We start from the raw sequence: 16,662 nt of genomic DNA, 5'->3' as shown, positions 1-16,662 counted from the left end.
CTTGCCCTTGCCGTCCGTTCGTCGGTTACCCGTGCCCGCTGAGGGCCTGGCGGGCGTCCTCGACCCAGCGCGGCACGCCCACCCGTTCGGCCACGGCCAGCGCCTTGTCGTAGTGGTCGCGGGCGGGCAGGCCGAGCCGTACGGCGAGATCGCCGAGCGTCTTGGCCACCGGCCAGAGGGCGACCACGCCCGTGCCCGCGCCGCCGATCCGGTCGTGGAAGGGCGCGAGCTTCTCGTACGCCTCCCGCATCCGGTCGGTGTCGTCGAGCAGCATGCCGGCCAGCGCCCGCCAGATCAGGCCCAGCTCGTAGAGGAAGTCCGTCCGCACCGGCTCCCGCGTGGTGGCGATCACCCGCGCGTCCCTGTCGTGGCCGGCGGAGGCCAGCGCGACGGCGTAGGGGTCCAGCGTCCACTTGGCCCCGCGCTGGTGCGCCTCTCCGAGCGGCTCAACCATCTCGGCCGCGCGGCCGTCCACCAGATGCAGGCAGAACGTGGCGATCAGCGGCAGGTCCTGCCGGCCCTCCAGCATCCCGGCCCTGGCGGTCAGCCTGGCCGCGTTCCGGTAGGCGTGCTCGGCCCCCGCGTAATCACCGGTGATCATCAGCCGCTGCCCGGCGTACCAGGCCCCCACGGCGGCGGGGGCGGGCAGGTCGTACTGCCGGCCGAGCCGCTCGGCCTGTGCGAGATGCTCGTCGGCCTCGGCGAAGTCGCCCCGGGCCGCCGCGCACTCCAGCAGCACCAGATGGGCGAGCGTCTGCACCGCGATCTGCCCCGACTCCGCGCCGACCCCCAGCAGTTCGCGGCCGATGGTCTCGCGCTCGTCCACCTGCGTGAGCGTGTACGACTGGCGGAGCCGCCCGCTGAGCGCCATCGCCAGCAGGGCGGGGTCTCCGCTCGACCGGGCCAGCTCCTCGGCCTCCAGGGACGCCTGGTAACCGCGCTGCGTGGCGGACCCCTCCAGCTCCAGCGCGAGCGTGGCCAGCAGGCTCGCCCGCAGCGACTGCTCGCCCGCCGGCAACTCGACGAGGGCCTTCTCGGTCACGTCGACGATCTCCCACGCCGTACGCGTGAAGTCGCGGGCGATGCCCTTGTGCGGGACCGCCAGGGCAGCGGCGACCCGCGCGGTGAGCTCCAGGTCGCCCAGCGGCAGGGCCACGTCCATGGCGTCGCGCCGGTGCGCGCGGGCGGCGGTCATGTCACCGCACAGGGCTAGCGCGCGGATGAGGCGGAGCTGTAGCTCCAGCCGGTCCTTCACGCCGCCGCCACCGGCGTGGGCGCGGTCGAAGGCCGCGATGGCCTGCTGCCACAGTGAGGCCGCCTCCCGGTGCGCGAACCGCCGCTCGGCCTGCTCGGCCGCCAGCCCCGCATACCGTACGGCTTTCGCCGCCGTCTCCACCGTCCCGGCCGCGTCGTAGTGGTGGGCCAGCGCGGCCACGTCGCCCGGGGCGCGCCGCTCGATCACCGAGGCCACCGCCCCGTGCAGGCGCGACCTGCGCAGCCGGGAGGCGTCGGAGTAGATCGTGTCCCTGACGAGGTCGTGGTCGAACCGGAGCAGCCCGGGGCCCGGCTCCGTCACGAGCCCGGCCAGCAGCGCCGCCTCCACCGCGTCCACCACGGCGTCCTCGTCGCCGGACACGTCCACGAGAACGTCCACGTCCACGTCGCGGCCGATCACCGCGGCCTGCAGGAGCACCTGCTGGGCCCGCTCGGGCAGCCGGGCGATCCGCCGCCGCAGGACGTCGCGGACCCCGGAGGGCACCTCCGAGATGTCCGCCTCGGCCTCGAACAGGCGGACGGTCTCCTTGATGAAGAACGGGTTGCCCCCGGCCCGCTCGACGATCGTGCTGACGACCTCGTCGTCCACGTCGCGCACGCAGGTCGCGCGGACCAGCTCGGCCACCGACGCGTCGTCGAGCCCGTCGAGGCCCACCCGCACCGGCTGGAGCCGGGCGAGCGCGGCCAGCACGTCCTGCTGCTGGTCGTTCAGCTCGCCGTCGCGGCAGGTGACGACCATCAGCACCCGGCTGGCGGCGAGCAGGCTGGGCAGCGCGCGGAGCAGGGCGAGCGTCTGGTCGTCGGCCCAGTGCAGGTCCTCGAGGAGGATCAGCAGCGGGGCCTCGCGGGCGACGGCCGACAGGTAGCCGCCGACGGCCCGGTGCAGCCGGAAGCCGCCCGACGCCTCGTCGTCTCCGGCGTCCGGCGCGGCGTCGTCGAGCAGCGGGGCCAGCAGCGCGGCGTACTCGCCCGCGCCCCTCCTCGCGATGAGCGTCCGCAGCACCTCGACCCACGCCCAGCCCGGCGGCGTCGCGCTGCTGTCCGGGCAGCCGCCTGCCGCCGCCACCCATCCCTCGGTTTCGAGCCGGCCGGACAGCTGCCGCACCAGCGTGGTCTTGCCCGCGCCCGGGTCTCCGCCGATCACGGCGACCGTGAAACGGCCCGCCTGCGCGCGCGGCGCGGCGGCCGCCAGCGTGGTCAGCTCGGCGTCGCGCCCCACGAACGGCTCGGGCTCCAGGGGCGGCAACGCTCCCGTCTCGACCGGCCGGGGCGGCCACGTCGCCGTGATCTCCACGGCGCGCCGGGCGGCCGGGAGGACGAGGTCGAGCCCGGGATCCTGGGACAGGATGTCGGACTCCAGCTTCCGCAGCGCGGGCCCGGGGTCGATGCCCAGCTCGTCGTCCAGGATCGTGCGGGCCTTGCGGAGCGCGGCCAGCGCGTCGCCCTGCCGTCCGCAGCGGTAGAGGCCCAGCGCGAGCAGCCGCCAGCCCTCCTCCCGCAGCGCGTGCTGGGTGGTCAGCGCCTCCAGGTCGGGCACGGTCTCGGCGTGCAGGCCCATCCGCAGACCCGCGTCGGCGTGCCGCTCACGGGCGACCAGCCGCAGCTCGCTCAGCCGCGCGACCTCGGCCTCTGCCCACGGCTGGTCCGCGAAGTCGGAGTACGGCGTGCCCTGCCAGAGACCGAGCGCCGATTCGAGCCTCGCCCGCGCGGCCTGGGGGTTGTCGTCCAGCCGCTCTCCGGCCGACCGGACGGTCGCCTCGAAGCGCAGGGCGTCCACCTGCTCGGGCGCGGCCCGCAGGGCGTAGCCGGACGCCACCGTCACGAGCAGCCGGTTCGGCCCCCCGCGTGGCCGGTTGGGCTCGAGGACCCGGCGCAGCCGGGAGATGTAGACCTGGAGCCCCGACTGCGCGCCCTTGGCCGCGTCGTCGTCCCACAGGTCGAATAACAGGGTGTCCACGGGGACGACCTGGCCGCGCGCCACGAGCAGGCGGGCCAGCACCGCACGCTGCCGCAGGCCGCCGAGATCGAGCTCCCCGGCGCCGTCGTACGCCTCGACCGGGCCGAGGACCCGGAACGCCACGCCACTCGTGGCGGGCCCTGAACTGGCGGGCCCTGAACTGGTCGGCACAGGGCTCATCGGACGCTCATCCGCCGCCGCGCCGTGCCCGTGCTCATGCCCGTGCTCATGCCCGTGCTCACGCCTGTGATCGTGCTCGTGGTCATGCCCGTGGTCGTGCGTGTCGTCATGCGCATGTGGTCGCCGCCGGGCGATCGCCGCGCGCCGTGCTCGCCCGCTCCTGCTTGCCGCTCCATGTCAGCCGCAACGGTATGCGCGCCCGCGAAGCGGGCACAAGGTCTTTGCCAACGCCGACACCCTCACTCTCCCAGACTGTGATCCTAGGTGATCACGTGGCCCGGGTCGGGAGAAACGGCGAGCGCGGCCTCGGACTCGGACCTGGCCTGGGCGGCCCGGCCGTCGCGCCTGCGGAGCAGCGCCCACCCGCCCAGCGCCAGCCCGCCCCAGGGGATCTCGATCGTGTACGTCCAGAAGCCGAAGAGGATGGCGGCCGCGGTCGCCCCGCTCGCGTGCTGCCCGAACGCGCCGATCAGCAGGGCGGCCACCCCGCCCTCCATGATCCCCGCGCCGCTCGGCGTGACGAGGGCCGTGGTCAGCACCCGGCTCAGCGCGAAGACGGCGACCGTCTCGGCCGGGCCGGGATAGGAGCCGGTGGCCACGAGACAGGCGGCCATGATGAGGCACTGGAGGGCGAGGAAGCTGATCATGCCGAGCGAGAGGCCGAGCCACTTCCTGTGGATGATCTCCGCGGTGTCCCGGCGGAGCCGTTCGATGGCCGCCGAGGCGGCGTGCTCGGCGGGCCGGAACCTGCGGGGCGCGAGCCGTACGAGACCGTCGAGGGCCCGGCCCAGGGCGCCCGCGGCGCGGTCCCAGTAGAGCGCGGCGGCCACGACGGCGACCAGCGCCAGGATCGAGACGGCTCCGGCCCATCCGGCCTTGGCCACCGTGGGATTGGTGGCCTTGCCCGCCACGAGCAGGCCGAGGATGCCCACGGCGGGCAGGATGAACCGGAACAGGGAGTTCCAGATGCCGGTGACCAGGGTGTAGACGACGATCGGGCGGTTGGCGAAGCCCCAGCCGCGGGTCATGCCGAACGTCACGGCGACGCCGGCCGCTCCGCCGAACGGCAGCAGGTTGCTGACCGCGCTCCCGGCGGCGTTGAGCGTCAGCGCCTGGAGGTGGGTGAGGCCGGGCAACGCCGAGGTCATCACGAAGGTGTACGCCCAGAGACTGGCCAGCCACAACGCTGTCATGAGGACGATCGTCTGCCAGCTCAGCCTGCCGAACTCGCGGCCGATCTCATGCCAGCTCACCTTGGCCCCGGTCAGCGCGTGCACGATCTGCGGCAGATAGACCACGAGCGCGACCGCCAGCGCGAGAGACGCCGTGGAGAGGGCGATCTGCAGCCACTTCTTGTTCACTCGCCAACGCCCCCAGTTTGTCCTCGGTCCCCTTCAGTCTGCCGGGAGATCGTAGTGGGGGTCTCCTCCCGGGGGATGATCGAACCCTTAGGGGTCGCCGATCAGGGGTGTCGATCAGGGAGTGTCGAACGGGTGCCGCAGCCGGGTGCCGGGCGGAAGGCCGCGCCGTACGTACCACTCGGTGCCGAACACGTAGCGGTACACCAGGCGCGGGATCTTGAGCATGGCCCCCAGCGTCCGGTCGCCGTCGCCGCCCGTGGCCTGGCTCGCGTGGGCGGCCATCGCGGCCCGCTTCGCCCTGGCGTACTTCCGGACGTTCACCCGGTGGGTGATCACCTGGCTTGGGGAGTAGGCGCGCTCGAAGCTTCTGACGTCGATGGACGGATAGAAGCGGGCGGCCAGCCGCACCCCCTTGAGGAGCGGGTCCCGGTTCGCCGTCGCCTCCAGCACGATCGGCGTTCCGGCGATCTCGGCCGCCCGCGTGCCGACCCGGTAGACCTGGACGTGGTCGGGATGGCCGTACCCGCCGGAGGGGTCGTAGATCGTGACCAGGTCGGCGGTCTCCTCCTTGAGGATCGCGGCCAGCCGCTGCGCCGCCTCCTCGATGTCGACGTCGATGAACGCGTTCTCCGGGCGGTCGTCCGCGACGCCGCCGTCGATGGCCAGGCCGGAGTCGCCGTACCCGAGCTGCACGACGCGGGCGCAGCCCAGCGCCGCCGCCGACTTGTGGAGCTCGTCCATCCTGGTCCTCGCGAGCTCGTCGCCGTGGGGAAGCTCGGCCAGGCCGCGCTCCCCGGCGGTCGCCACGACCAGCACGACCCGGTGCCCCTCGCTCGCCAGCATCGCCATGGTCCCGGCGGTCAGCAGCGCTTCGTCATCGGGATGGGCGTGGAAGAACACCGCCGTCTTCATCCCGGCGTCCTTATCCCGGCTGCCGAACGTTGTCATCGTGCTCCACGAAGTGTCGTCCTCGTCCTGCCCCATGATCCCACGTGGGCTCCCGGCGTGCGGCCGCCCCTCCCGGCATGGACGCGGTTTGATGGGCGTCGTCCACTCTGCCACGCTGGCTCGGTGAGGATCCTTCACGTCAGTGACTGCTACCTGCCGCGGCTCGGGGGCATCGAAGTCCAGGTGGCCGACCTCGTCAGAGCGCAGCGGGAGGCGGGCCACAGCGTCGAGGTGGCGACGGCGACACCGGGGGAGAGCCTGCCCGGCGTGCACCGCGTGGTGGCGGCGCTGCCGTTCGACCTGCCGGTGCACCCGCGTGGCACCTCCCACCTGATCCGGCTCATGACCTCCCTCCGGCCCGAGGTGGTCCACGTCCACACCGGCGCGGTCTCGCCGTTCGCCTGGATGGGCGTGCGGGCGGCCGTGCGGGCGGGGCTGCCGGTCGTCGTGACGGTTCACAGCATGTGGGATCCCGTGACGCGGGGCGTCTACCGGGCGCTGCAGGCGGCGTTCGAGTGGCGGCGGTGGGGGCTGGTCGCGACCGCCGTGAGCGAGGCGGCCGCCCGCCCGATCCGCGCCGTCGCCGGGCCCCGCGTGCCGGTGCAGGTCGTGTCCAACGGGCTCGACGTCTCGGCCTGGCGGCCCACGGCCCCGGCGGTGCGAGGCGAGGCCGTCCATGTAGTGGCGGTGGGGCGGCTGGCGCCGCGCAAGCAGCCGATGCGGCTGCTGAAGCTGCTGGAGGCGGCGCGCGCGCGGGTGCCGAGGGACGTCATGATGCGGGCCACGATCGTGGGCGACGGCCCCGCCCGGACCCGGATGGAGCGCCACCTGCGGGCTCGGCGGCTGGATTGGGTGTCGTTGCCCGGCAGGTTCAGCCGGGAGCAGATCAAGGACCTGCTCGCCTCGGCCGACGTGTTCGTGGCCCCGGCGCCGCGCGAGTCGTTCGGCCTCGCCGCGCTCGAGGCCCGCTCGGCCGGAGTCCCGGTCGTCGCCCGCGCCCAGAGCGGCGTGGCCGACTTCGTACGGCCCGGCAAGGAGGGCCTGCTGGGAAGGACCTTCGACGACCTGGTCTCGGCCGTCGTCAGGCTGACCCGCGACACCGAGCTACGGCTGTCCATCGCCGAGCACAACCGGGAGACGCAACCGGTGAAGTGCTCCTGGCCCGCCGTGCTGGAGGGCTTCGGCCGCTGCTACGAGCTGGCCCGGAGCTGAACCGCCCTCAAGGCCATGACCTTCTCAGAAGGGCCGTGACCTTCTCAGAACGGAAGGACCCGGCCCGAAGGGGTGCGCAGGTCGACGGGCTCGGGGTGCTTCGGTGGCCGCGGTCGCGGCACGATCTGCACCTTCTTCATCGGGGCCCTCCTCTCAACTGTTGCCCTCATGATTCCCACGAAATCACCAGGATTACCCTCGCGGGGTAACTTCCACTTCCGCTGATGTGCTGAGGCCGGTTTCAGGCGAGGCGGGTCACCTTCACCGGCACCTTCTGATGGCCGGCGGGCCCTCTTCAGCGGCGGCACGTCCGAGTAGTCCTCCCGCGGGCGACCACGACGTGTCCTTCTTCCGCCCTCGACCTGTTCGTGGGGCCGGGGCCGGCACCCTCTCCGGCCCAGCACGGCGGACGGGGGACGCCCGGCCGTTCGAACAGCTCGTCCCATGCATCGGCTAGGGGATATGAGTCGAATATGTCCGCCATGTCGGGAGCGTAGGAAACCTATGTTTCCTGCGATGTGTAGTCATATTTCAAGTCATGTCCGGTTCGCCGCAGCGAGGTACGCGGGCCAGCTGCCGTAGGAGGTGATGTCCTCGGCGCCCGGCAGGGCGTGCGGTTCACAGAGGAAACCGGTGACGAGGCGGCCGTCGGACAGCTCGACGGTCCCGAGGCCCAGGGGAGGCGGGATCGTCACGAGGAGGCGGCCGAGCGCCTCGTGGGTGACCCGGTGGAGCTCCACCTCTATCACGCCGCCGTCCTGGTCCCGGATCAGGCCGGGACGGTCGCCCAGGTCGTACAGGCGATAGGCGGACGCCGTACTGGCCAGGCCCCTGCCGACGGCGCCGAGCGCGGCCAGCTCGGGATGAAGCGGCTGGCCCGTGCGGTGGGCGCCGACGACGGCCAGCAGCACCTCATCGGCCGGGGCCCGCTCCGAGCCTCGTTCCGGGTCCCTTTCCAGAGGCAGCAGCGGGTACGGCGTGGCGCCGGTCATGCCGCCGGCGGCCTGGTGGAACACGGTGGCCAGGCCCGCGAGCAGGCCGTCGGAGCCGGTGGGGGCGAGCAGGGTCACTCCGTGCGGCCTGCCCGCGGACGTCATCCCGGCGGGCACCGCCACCGCCGCGAGGTCGAGCAGGTTGGTGAAGGTCGTGTAGTGGCCGAGCATGGTGTTGCGGCCGATGGGGTCGGCGGCCATCTCGTCCAGGGTGAAGGTCGTCGGCACCGTGGGGACCACGAGCACGTCGATCCCGGCCCATGTCCGCCGGGTCTGCCCGCCCAGCTCACCAAGCCGGTGGAGGCCCCGGAACACGTCGGCCCCCTTGATGTCGCGCCCTGTTGCGAGGACCTGGGCGGTGACCGGATGGACGGCCTCGGGGTGGGACGCGACGAAGTCGCCGACGCCCGCGAGTCTCTCGGCCACCCACGGGCCCTCGTAGAGCAGCCGCCCGGCCGCGAGGAACGGCCCCAGGTCGACGGGGACGATCTCATGGCCCAGACCGGCCAGCCGTACAGCCGCCTCGGCGAAGCCCGCTTCGGCGGCCGCGTCGCCGAAGAACTCCGGCGCCTCGGGCACTCCGATCCGGAGCCGCTCGCCGGCGACCGGCTCCGGAGCGGGGAACCGCCGCGACCACGGGTCGTCCGGCTCGAACCCCGCGATGACCGACAGGACGGCGGCGGCGTCGGGCACCGACAGGGCGAACACGCTCGGGCAGTCCAGCGACGCGCACGCGGGGACGATCCCGAGCGTGCTCACCAGCCCGCGCGAGGGCTTGAGGCCGACGGTGCCCGTCATGGCGGCGGGCACCCGGCCCGACCCGGCCGTGTCGGTGCCGATGGAGAAACTGACCAGCCCCGCGCTCACCGCCGCCGCCGACCCCGAACTCGAGCCCCCGGAGATCAGTCCGGGCACGAGCGGCGACTCACAGGAGCCGTACGGGCTGCGCGATCCGGAGAGTCCCGTGGCGAACTGGTCGAGGTTGTTCTTTCCGATCAGTACGGCTCCCGCGGCGAGAAGCCTCTCGACGATCGGCGCCGAACGGGACGGCCGGTAGGCGTAGGCGGGGCAGGCCGCCGTGGTCGGCAGGCCGGCGACGTCGATGTTGTCCTTGACCGCGAACGGAATGCCGTACAGGGGAAGCCGATCGTGTCCGGCGTGCCCCGCGGGCCGCGGCAGGCGTTGGAGGGACGCGAGGACCTCGCCCTCGGGCCGCAGGCTGATCCAGACGCCGTCGTCCCCGCGTTCCTTGATCCTCCGGTAGACCTCGGTCACCACGTCGGCGGGCGTGAACTCGCCCGCCCGGTAGCCCCGGGCCATGGCGGCCATCTGCAAGGTCGTGATCGGCACGCTCACCAGTCCAACGTCGAGTCAGTTCCGTCGATTGTCGACAAAACGGACTCGCTAGTAAAGCCGCTTCGCGTTCAGGGGCGCCCCAGCCGTGTGCGAGGTCAGCGGCGCAGCAGGCCCGCAGGGCCCGGGCGCGGCCGGCGGAGTTGGCGGAGAACAGCTAGACCCCCGCGGGGATGGCCAGAAGGGTCCCTCGTTAACGACCCTCGACCACCGCCTCCTGACAGGACTCCAGGGCGACCACACCCTCACACTGCCGGGCGACTTGGTCGTAGGCGGACAGGGTGAGTTCCCAGAACCGGGGGACGTCGATCGAGGTGCCGACCAGGGCGTTGGGGGCACGGTCGCCCAGGTCGAAGTCGACCACCGTCATGCCTGACGTGAAACGGCCCACAGTCTCGACCTCGACCACGGCGGGCTGTATCTCGATCAGCGTCGGGTCGATGAGGTAAGCGATCGCGCACACGTCGTGTACGGCCGGGCCGTCGTCCGCCGTCACCATGCCGTAGAACTCGGCGCAAGGCACGAGCAGGTCGGCGCCCAGACGGCCCATCGCGCGCATGCGGTCGACCACCGCCCCCGTGGCCAGGGCGGACCGGCTGACGTCGAGACCGATCATCGTGACGGTCCATCCGGCGGTGAAGACGATGGCCGCCGCCTCCGGATCGGCCGCGATGTTGAACTCGGCGGCCGGGGTGAAGTTGCCCCTGGTGTAGGAGCCTCCGAGGATTACGAACTCCCGGGCCCATTCGGTGACCCGCGGCTCTTTGCGGACGGCCAGGGCCACGTTGGTCAGCGGGCCGATGCCCACGAGCGTGACCTCGCCGGGGTGCGCGGCGAGCGTCTCGATGATGAAGTCGACGGCGTGACCGTCCGAGGGCGGGAGCGTGGCCGGCGGCAGCCGGGTGTCCCCGAGCCCCGAGTCACCGTGGACGTCCGCCGCGTCGACCCGGCTCCGAAGTAGCGCACCAGGGCTTCCGGGGACGACGGGAACCTCGGGAAATCCCAGGAACTCCCTGAGCTTCAGGGCGTTGGCGGTGGTCTTCTCCAGGGAGACGTTGCCACCGACCGTGGTGATCCCCAGGATTTCCAGCTCGGGGCTGCCGTGGGCGAGGGTGATCGCCAGCGCGTCGTCGATCCCCGGGTCGCAGTCGATCACGATCCTTCTCACTCGGGCAGCCTACGGCGACCCCCGCAGCGACCCCCACCCGGCCGGTCCGTAACCCGAACGCGACTGGGCTGCGATCACCCGGCGAGGAGTCGTGACGGTGCCCACCTTCCCGGGCTACACCGCCGCGTGGTGTTCGCATGTGTCTGGCGACGGTCGTGTGCGGGGGCTGGATGAGCCCGCGGCGGTGACGAGCACGGAACCGGCTGGGTGATCCGCGCGGGCGCGTGGCCGGCTGCCGGGAGCATCCGCCCGGCAGCGTGCCTACGGACGTCCACCCCGCGGGGCAGTGTGCCTGAGGAGGCGCGTGGGCGGCGCTCATGGATGCGGGCGCCTGGCCGCTGTCGGTTCAGGGCGTGCGCAGCGGATGGAGATCTATCTGATAAGCGCGGAGTGCTTGATTTGGCGGCGTTTTCTGAGGGCCATGTCGATCTGGAGCTCCATGATCCGGGCGCGTTCGTGATCTCCCTGCGCGGCGCTGGCCGCGGCGAGATTCTTGGCGACGCGGAGTACGGCTCCCGCGACATCCTGGAGGTGCGTTTCCCGTGCCCAGTTCTCGCTCATCGGGTCAAGGCCGAGGACATTCAGCATCGCCCGCACCGAGCGGCATTTGCCGGCGGCCCTTTCCTCGTCTCCGGAGCCGAGCGCGGCGTTGCCCTCGCCGACGGCGGCGTGGACGGCCGACAGTGCCTGCGAGACGTTCAGGTCGTTGTCCATGGCGCCGCTGAACTGCGCCGGAAGCTCCGTAACCAGCCCCGGAACCACATCCGAGCCCAGCCCGGAACCCGTCCCCGCGCCGGCCGGTGAGGCGACCCGGAGCACGAACCGTTCGATCCGGCGGTAGGCCGTGGCCGCCTCCTCGACCGCCTCCACCGAGAATTCCATCGGCGAGCGATAATGGGCGGCCGCGAGGTAATAGCGGAGCTCCACCGGGCGAATCCGATCGAGCAGGGCCGGGACGGCGAGCGGGTTGCGGACGTGCTTGCGGATTTTCTCACCGCGGTGCGTCACCGGCCCGTTGTGCAGCCAGAAACGCGCGAACGAGTCTCCCGCCGCACGCGACTGGGCGATCTCGTTCTCGTGGTGCGGAAATATCAGATTGGCCCCGCCGCCGTGGATGTCGAATTCCGCGCCGAGGTATTTCCGGGCCATGGCCGAGCATTCCAGATGCCACCCGGGCCGTCCCTCGCCCCATGGCGCGGTCCAGAACGGCTCGCCCGGCTTGGCCCGCTTCCAGAGCGCGAAATCGCGGGGGTCGCGTTTTCCGCGCTCGTTCTCCTCGGTGATCCGCATGTGCTTCGCCTGCTGCCGGGACAGCGATCCGTAATCGGCGTAGGAGTCGACGGAAAAGTAGACGTTCCCGTCGGACTCGTAGGCGTGCCCGGCGGCCACGAGCTCCTCGATCATCTCGATCATCTCGGGGATGTGGCCGGTCGCCCGTGGCTCCACGCTGGGCGGAAGGCAGCCGAGCGTGGCGTAAGTCCGGGCGAAGGACCGGTAGACCGGGTCGGTGATCCGCCACCACGGCTTTCCCTCGGAAAGGGACCTGCCGATTATCTTGTCTTCGATGTCCGTGACGTTCCGGCACAGGAGCACTTTGTAGCCCTTGGTCCTCAGCCACCGATGCAGAATGTCGAAACTCACCTGCGACCTGATCTGCCCGACGTGCGGCGGAACGACGACGGTGGGGCCGCAGAGATAAATGGACACCATTCCGGGAATTCGGGGGGTGAAATCACGCGCTGTGCGACCATGCGTATCGTAAAGGCGAAGACCCACCTAGCCGAGGGTAAGCGACTAATCCGCTCGCTGTCGATAGCGGTCCCGGGCCCGCGGCCGCACATCGCGAAATACGGATTGTGAGGCAGGCCGTACGGAAGTGCCCCCCGGAAGTGCGGCGGAAGTGCGGCGGAAGTGCGGGAAGTGCGGGAATAAGGGCCCGGCGTCCGGTGGTTGCGACCGGCATGGAACCGACCAAACGGGGCCGTGTCCGCGTCGAGACGACGGCCAAGCGTGTGCGGGCCTATGTCAACGGGCGGCCGGTGGCCGACACCATCCGCGCCCTGCTGGTGTGGGAGTTGCCGTATTACCCGACCTACTATTTCCCGGCCGACGACGTCGACATGGAGTCGCTGAAGGCGTCCGGCCGGAAGGAGCACTCCCCGAGCCGCGGCGACGGGGAGCTCCATGACGTTGCCGGGAGGCCCGACGCCGCCCTCGTCTACGGGGACGACGCCCCGCTGGAGCAGATCCGCGGGCACGTCCGGCTCGACTGGGAGTCCATGGACAACTGGTTCGAGGAGGACGAGGAGGTCACCGTCCACCCCCGTGATCCGTACCGGAGGGTGGACATCCTGGCGAGCTCCCGGCATGTCCGCGTGGAGGTCGACGGCGTGACGGTCGCCGACTCGCGCAGCCCGCGGATCCTGTTCGAGACGGGGCTTCGGCCGCGCTACTACCTGCCGAAGACGGACGTCCGGCTCGATCTGCTGCACCGTTCGGACACGGTGACCCACTGCCCGTACAAGGGCCAGGCGGAGTACTGGTCCGTGGGGGAGGGCGAGGGCGGCAAGGACCTGGTCTGGTCCTACCCGGCGCCCCTCCCCGAGAGCCAGAAGATCGCCGGCCTGGTCGCCTTCTACAACGAGAAGGTGGACCTCTACGTGGACGGCGTCCTCCAGCCGCGTTGACGGGCCCTGACGCTACATGGCGCTACCCGGTGCTACCTGCGGATGACGTGGAGGACGCTGGCGATCCGCTCGGCGGCGGTGACGACGTCGGAGGCGTGCCCGATGCGGCCCGCCCACGACAGCCAGTACCACCACTCGCCGTCGTTGGCGTTCGACGCCAGGACGTCCTCCGCCATGGCGGGGGCCATGGGGTTGACCACGCGCAGGCGCGGGTAGAGCCCGGCGGGCGCTGACAGGCGCACCTGGAAGGAGTGGGCCTCCAGTTGAGCGGCGAGCCGCTCGAGATGGTCCATCGCCTCGCTGCGATCTGCCGTCATGGTGGCCTCCGGGGGACGTTGTGGCCCATCAGTTGGGACCTAACACCGGAAAGGGTGAACCCGTGCTGTCCTACCGGCAATCGCGGCGATTCCGCGAAACCGTGCAATAACCAGGGAACTCGTGGGTATTCCGTGGAACAGCCTCGGGTCCCGGGCCACGAACGCATAACGGTGCGGGGTGGTTCGGTACATGCGGGTTTACGTTGGGGAAATATCCGTAACTGCGACACTCCAACTGCGGAGGGGCACGTACATGGCCCGTGGAGAACATTCACCCGCATGCGCTCGTCGCTGGCGTGAGCAGGCCGAAGCCCGGCAGTGGACGCTCTGGCAGACGGTCCAGGCGATCCACGGATGTTGCGGTGTGAGCATGCTCAAGGCCCATCGGCTCGGCCGCGGCTGGTCGGCCAGGCAGGCGATCGAGGAGCTGGAGTCACTGTGTGAGCGGCAGTCCCTCGGCCTGCCCCGTGCCAGCATCGACCTCCTGAACGCCTGGGAGAACAACCGGGCGCGCCCCCGCCCCCAGACCATCGACCTGCTCGCGCGGCTCTACAGGGCCAACGCCGTACGGCTCGGCCTCGCCGCGGACTACTGCGAGGACTCGGGCGGCCAGAAGGTCGTCGTGGTCGGCCCCGGCCAGTCCGAGGAGCCCGTCCACCTCGACGACGCGGGCGGCGACGACACCGAGCGCAGGGCGCTCTTCCACCAGGCCATGCTTCTCGGAACGCCGAACGGCCGGTTCTTCGCCGAGGTCGAGGGCACCCGGCACGATCTCGACCGGACCCTCGCGGCGGGCACGGTGACCGAGGACCAGCTCGACCGGCTGGACGAGCAGGTCCTCCGTTACCGCCGGGAGTACATGACCACACCGCCGATGCCGATGCTGTGCCGGGTCATGCTGGAGCTCTCCGACGTGCGGAAGCTGAGCGGGGCCCGCCAGCCGTCCTCGGTCCAGCGCCGCCTCCTCACGGCCACGACCATGCTCGCCCTGCTGTCCGCCGACGCGCTGATGAAGCTGGGCGACACGCGGCAGGCCCACGCGTGGTACGGCACGGCCCGCGCCGCCTCCGACGACGTCGGCGACCTCCGCCTGCGCGCCCTCGTCCGGGCGCAGCAGACGATGCTGCTCTACTACTACGGCGACCTCAACGAGACCGTACGGCTGGCACGGGAGGCCCGGATGCTGGCCGGGTCGGCCCCGAGCTCCCCGGCGGCCCTCGCGGCGGCGGCCGAGGCGCGGGCGCTGGCCCGGATGGGGGACGGCAAGGCGGCCAGGATCGCCCTCGCGGAGGCCGAGCAGATCTTCGCCCGCATGCGCGGCATGAGCCAGGACGACCTGGCCTTCGTCTTCACCGAGAAAAGGATGATGTTCTACCGGACCGGGACGCTGATCGAGCTGGGCGACGCCGAGCAGATCAACGGCCTCGACGCGTTCCCGCCCGGCTTCCACACGATCGACCCCGCCCTGATCCTGCTCGACCAGGCCAGTCACCTGGCGAGGCAGGGGGACCACGAGGAGGCCTGCCGGATCGCCGCCGAGGCGCTGCGGCAGGTGCCGGCCGAGCACCGCACCTCGATCGTGGTCACCCGGGCCAGGGCGCTGCTGGCCGACGCGGACCCGCGGCTGCCCGCCGTGCGGCATCTGCGGCAGGTGCTGGCGGAGTCGTCGCCACGGCTGGCCCTGGACGGCCTGCTGCGTTCGGACGGTCTCCTGCCGACTTCTGAGACCGGTCTGAGCCGCGCGTGAGGACCATAGTCCGGCCGCTGGCCGACGAGGCGTTCGGGCTCCTCCGCGATGTCTGCGGGCAACTGGGGGTCGACGCCACGGGCGCGCAGCTCCTGCGGCTGCGCAGCAACGCGGTGTTCAGGCTCCGCGGCGGCACGGGCGGCACAGGTGGCACGGGCGACTTGGGCGACTTGGGTGACATGGTCGTGCGGATCGCGACCGCCCCCGACGCGCTGACCCGGCTGCCGGTCGTGCTGGCGGTGGCCCGCTGGCTCGCCGACCGGGGCTTCCCGGCCGTGCGGCCGGTGGACGAGATCCCCGGCCAGCCGATCGTGTACGGCGGGCGGGCGGTCACGTTCTGGAGGTATGTCCGGTCGAGGGGCCGTCCGACCACGAGCGAGCTGGGCCGGGTGCTGCGCAACCTGCACCGGCTGCCGGTGCCGCCCATGGCGCTGCGGCGGCTCACCGACCCGCTGGCCGAGGTGCGGCACGCCGTGGAGCACCGCGCCGAGGTGCTCACCGCCGGACAGCGGGCCTGGCTGAGCGACCGCATCGAGGAGCTCACCGGCCGCTGGCAGGGCCTGGAGACGGGCCCTGCCGTCCTTCTGCACGGCGACGCGTGGATCGACAACCTGCTGCGCTGTCAGGACGGCCACGTCGTGCTGTGCGACTGGGACGGCGTCGCCGTCGGGCCCCGGGAGTGGGACCTCGTGCACACCTACCACGGGCAGCGCCGGTTCGGCCTGTCCGCCGCCGACGTGGACGACTTCGCCCACGCATACGGCTCTGACCTGCGACTATGGCCCGGCTACAGTACGCTGATGGAGGTCAGGGACATGTACGCCGTGGGGATCCACATCCGCAACGCGCTGGGCGACCCGTTCTCCCGGCAGGAGTTGCCGCGCAGGCTCGACTCGCTGACCCGCGGCGACGGCCATGCCCGCTGGTATATGGCCGCGCCTGCTTAGGTGTTTGGAGATGTGGGTAGGCTGCGTATAGGCTGCTGGTGTTGCAGTGGTGGTTTCCAAGAACGTGTTCTTTCCAAAAAGCGCACTCGGGAATTTCCCGACAGCGGGCGTGCTTGCTTTTCCAGCGTTTTTCGCGGATGCAGGGTAGGGTCCGCTAGCAGCCCCGTGTCATCGACCTGGTGACGCGGTGAGGCTCCCGAAAAGGAGAAGCAGTTGTCTGAAGGCACCGTCAAGTGGTTCAACGCCGAAAAGGGCTTCGGGTTCATCGCTCCGGACGACGGTACCCCTGACGTGTTCGTTCACTACTCGGCGATCACCTCGAGTGGTTACCGCAGCCTGGACGAGAACCAGCGCGTCAGCTACGTGACCGTCCAGGGCAACAAGGGTCCGCAGGCCGAGCAGGTCACGCCGCTCTAAGCTCTGAAACATAGCTCTACGAGCCCCGGGGGCGCTGTTCCCGGACGGCTCGCAGGGTTCGTCAAAACAGCTCAACGGTTCGAGATCCGGGCCCGCGTCCG

General features: G+C 71.4%; 13 protein-coding genes. 5 read left to right on the top strand and 8 right to left on the bottom strand.

Features of this window, described 5'->3' with window-relative positions; translation table 11 throughout:
- Nucleotides 1-25: 25 nt before the first annotated feature.
- The 4 genes from N5079_RS11705 to N5079_RS11690 all read right to left on the bottom strand — a co-directional run bounded on the left by N5079_RS11705 (nt 26) and on the right by N5079_RS11690 (nt 5,721).
- Nucleotides 26-3,355, bottom strand: coding sequence for an AfsR/SARP family transcriptional regulator (locus N5079_RS11705; RefSeq protein WP_261583656.1), 3,330 nt, complete (start codon nt 3,353-3,355; stop codon nt 26-28).
- 53 nt (nt 3,356-3,408) lie between these two features.
- Nucleotides 3,409-3,588: a hypothetical protein gene (locus tag N5079_RS11700; RefSeq protein WP_261583655.1), complete on the bottom strand. Its 180-nt coding sequence runs from the start codon at nt 3,586-3,588 to the stop codon at nt 3,409-3,411.
- An 84-nt stretch (nt 3,589-3,672) separates the two neighbouring features.
- Nucleotides 3,673-4,773, bottom strand: a complete 1,101-nt coding sequence (locus tag N5079_RS11695; protein WP_261583654.1) for a YbhN family protein — start codon at nt 4,771-4,773, stop codon at nt 3,673-3,675.
- 114 nt (nt 4,774-4,887) lie between these two features.
- The gene (locus tag N5079_RS11690) at nt 4,888-5,721 is read right to left on the bottom strand and encodes a PIG-L deacetylase family protein (RefSeq protein WP_261583653.1); all 834 of its coding nucleotides are present in this window, start codon (nt 5,719-5,721) and stop codon (nt 4,888-4,890) included.
- A 123-nt stretch (nt 5,722-5,844) separates the two neighbouring features.
- On the opposite strand from N5079_RS11690, the gene N5079_RS11685 reads away from it, so the two are divergent.
- Nucleotides 5,845-6,933: a glycosyltransferase family 4 protein gene (locus N5079_RS11685; RefSeq protein WP_261583652.1), complete on the top strand. Its 1,089-nt coding sequence runs from the start codon at nt 5,845-5,847 to the stop codon at nt 6,931-6,933.
- A gap of 536 nt (nt 6,934-7,469) precedes the next feature.
- Here N5079_RS11685 and atzF read toward each other — a convergent pair.
- The 3 genes from atzF to cysS all read right to left on the bottom strand — a co-directional run bounded on the left by atzF (nt 7,470) and on the right by cysS (nt 12,222).
- Nucleotides 7,470-9,275, bottom strand: a complete 1,806-nt coding sequence (gene atzF, locus N5079_RS11680; protein WP_261583651.1) for an allophanate hydrolase — start codon at nt 9,273-9,275, stop codon at nt 7,470-7,472.
- Between the two features lie 196 nt (nt 9,276-9,471).
- Nucleotides 9,472-10,446, bottom strand: a complete 975-nt coding sequence (locus tag N5079_RS11675; RefSeq protein WP_261583650.1) for a nucleoside hydrolase — start codon at nt 10,444-10,446, stop codon at nt 9,472-9,474.
- A 372-nt stretch (nt 10,447-10,818) separates the two neighbouring features.
- Nucleotides 10,819-12,222 carry a cysteine--tRNA ligase gene (cysS, locus tag N5079_RS11670; RefSeq protein ID WP_261583649.1) on the bottom strand — a complete coding sequence of 468 codons (1,404 nt, stop codon included), beginning with the start codon at nt 12,220-12,222 and terminating at the stop codon, nt 10,819-10,821.
- A 185-nt stretch (nt 12,223-12,407) separates the two neighbouring features.
- Between cysS and N5079_RS11665 the strand changes: the two genes are divergently transcribed.
- Complete coding sequence (locus N5079_RS11665; protein WP_261583648.1) at nt 12,408-13,133, top strand: DUF427 domain-containing protein; 726 nt, start codon at nt 12,408-12,410, stop codon at nt 13,131-13,133.
- Between the two features lie 32 nt (nt 13,134-13,165).
- On the opposite strand, the gene N5079_RS11660 is transcribed toward N5079_RS11665, so the two are convergent.
- Nucleotides 13,166-13,450 carry a hypothetical protein gene (locus tag N5079_RS11660; protein ID WP_261583647.1) on the bottom strand — a complete coding sequence of 95 codons (285 nt, stop codon included), beginning with the start codon at nt 13,448-13,450 and terminating at the stop codon, nt 13,166-13,168.
- Between the two features lie 370 nt (nt 13,451-13,820).
- On the opposite strand from N5079_RS11660, the gene N5079_RS11655 reads away from it, so the two are divergent.
- The 3 genes from N5079_RS11655 to N5079_RS11645 all read left to right on the top strand — a co-directional run bounded on the left by N5079_RS11655 (nt 13,821) and on the right by N5079_RS11645 (nt 16,561).
- Nucleotides 13,821-15,197, top strand: coding sequence for an XRE family transcriptional regulator (locus N5079_RS11655; protein WP_261583646.1), 1,377 nt, complete (start codon nt 13,821-13,823; stop codon nt 15,195-15,197).
- Nucleotides 15,194-16,144, top strand: coding sequence for a phosphotransferase enzyme family protein (locus N5079_RS11650; RefSeq protein WP_261583645.1), 951 nt, complete (start codon nt 15,194-15,196; stop codon nt 16,142-16,144). The genes N5079_RS11655 and N5079_RS11650 overlap by 4 nt, the downstream gene beginning before the upstream one ends.
- Nucleotides 16,145-16,357: 213 nt before the next feature.
- Complete coding sequence (locus tag N5079_RS11645; protein WP_261583644.1) at nt 16,358-16,561, top strand: cold-shock protein; 204 nt, start codon at nt 16,358-16,360, stop codon at nt 16,559-16,561.
- Nucleotides 16,562-16,662: the final 101 nt, after the last annotated feature.

Origin of the sequence: Planotetraspora sp. A-T 1434 (assembly GCF_025420585.1) — a bacterium.
Lineage (GTDB): Bacteria > Actinomycetota > Actinomycetes > Streptosporangiales > Streptosporangiaceae > JAOEGB01.
This window is presented reverse-complemented; position numbering and strand designations above follow the sequence as displayed.

What these genes read in the sequence shown, in the direction of transcription:
- N5079_RS11690 (WP_261583653.1), bottom strand. Translation starts at nt 5,721, where the DNA reads ATGACAACGTTCGGCAGCCGGGATAAGGACGCCGGGATGAAGACGGCG.
- N5079_RS11700 (WP_261583655.1), bottom strand. Translation starts at nt 3,588, where the DNA reads ATGGAGCGGCAAGCAGGAGCGGGCGAGCACGGCGCGCGGCGATCGCCC.
- N5079_RS11655 (WP_261583646.1), top strand. Translation starts at nt 13,821, where the DNA reads ATGCTCAAGGCCCATCGGCTCGGCCGCGGCTGGTCGGCCAGGCAGGCG.
- N5079_RS11665 (WP_261583648.1), top strand. Translation starts at nt 12,408, where the DNA reads ATGGAACCGACCAAACGGGGCCGTGTCCGCGTCGAGACGACGGCCAAG.
- N5079_RS11660 (WP_261583647.1), bottom strand. Translation starts at nt 13,450, where the DNA reads ATGACGGCAGATCGCAGCGAGGCGATGGACCATCTCGAGCGGCTCGCC.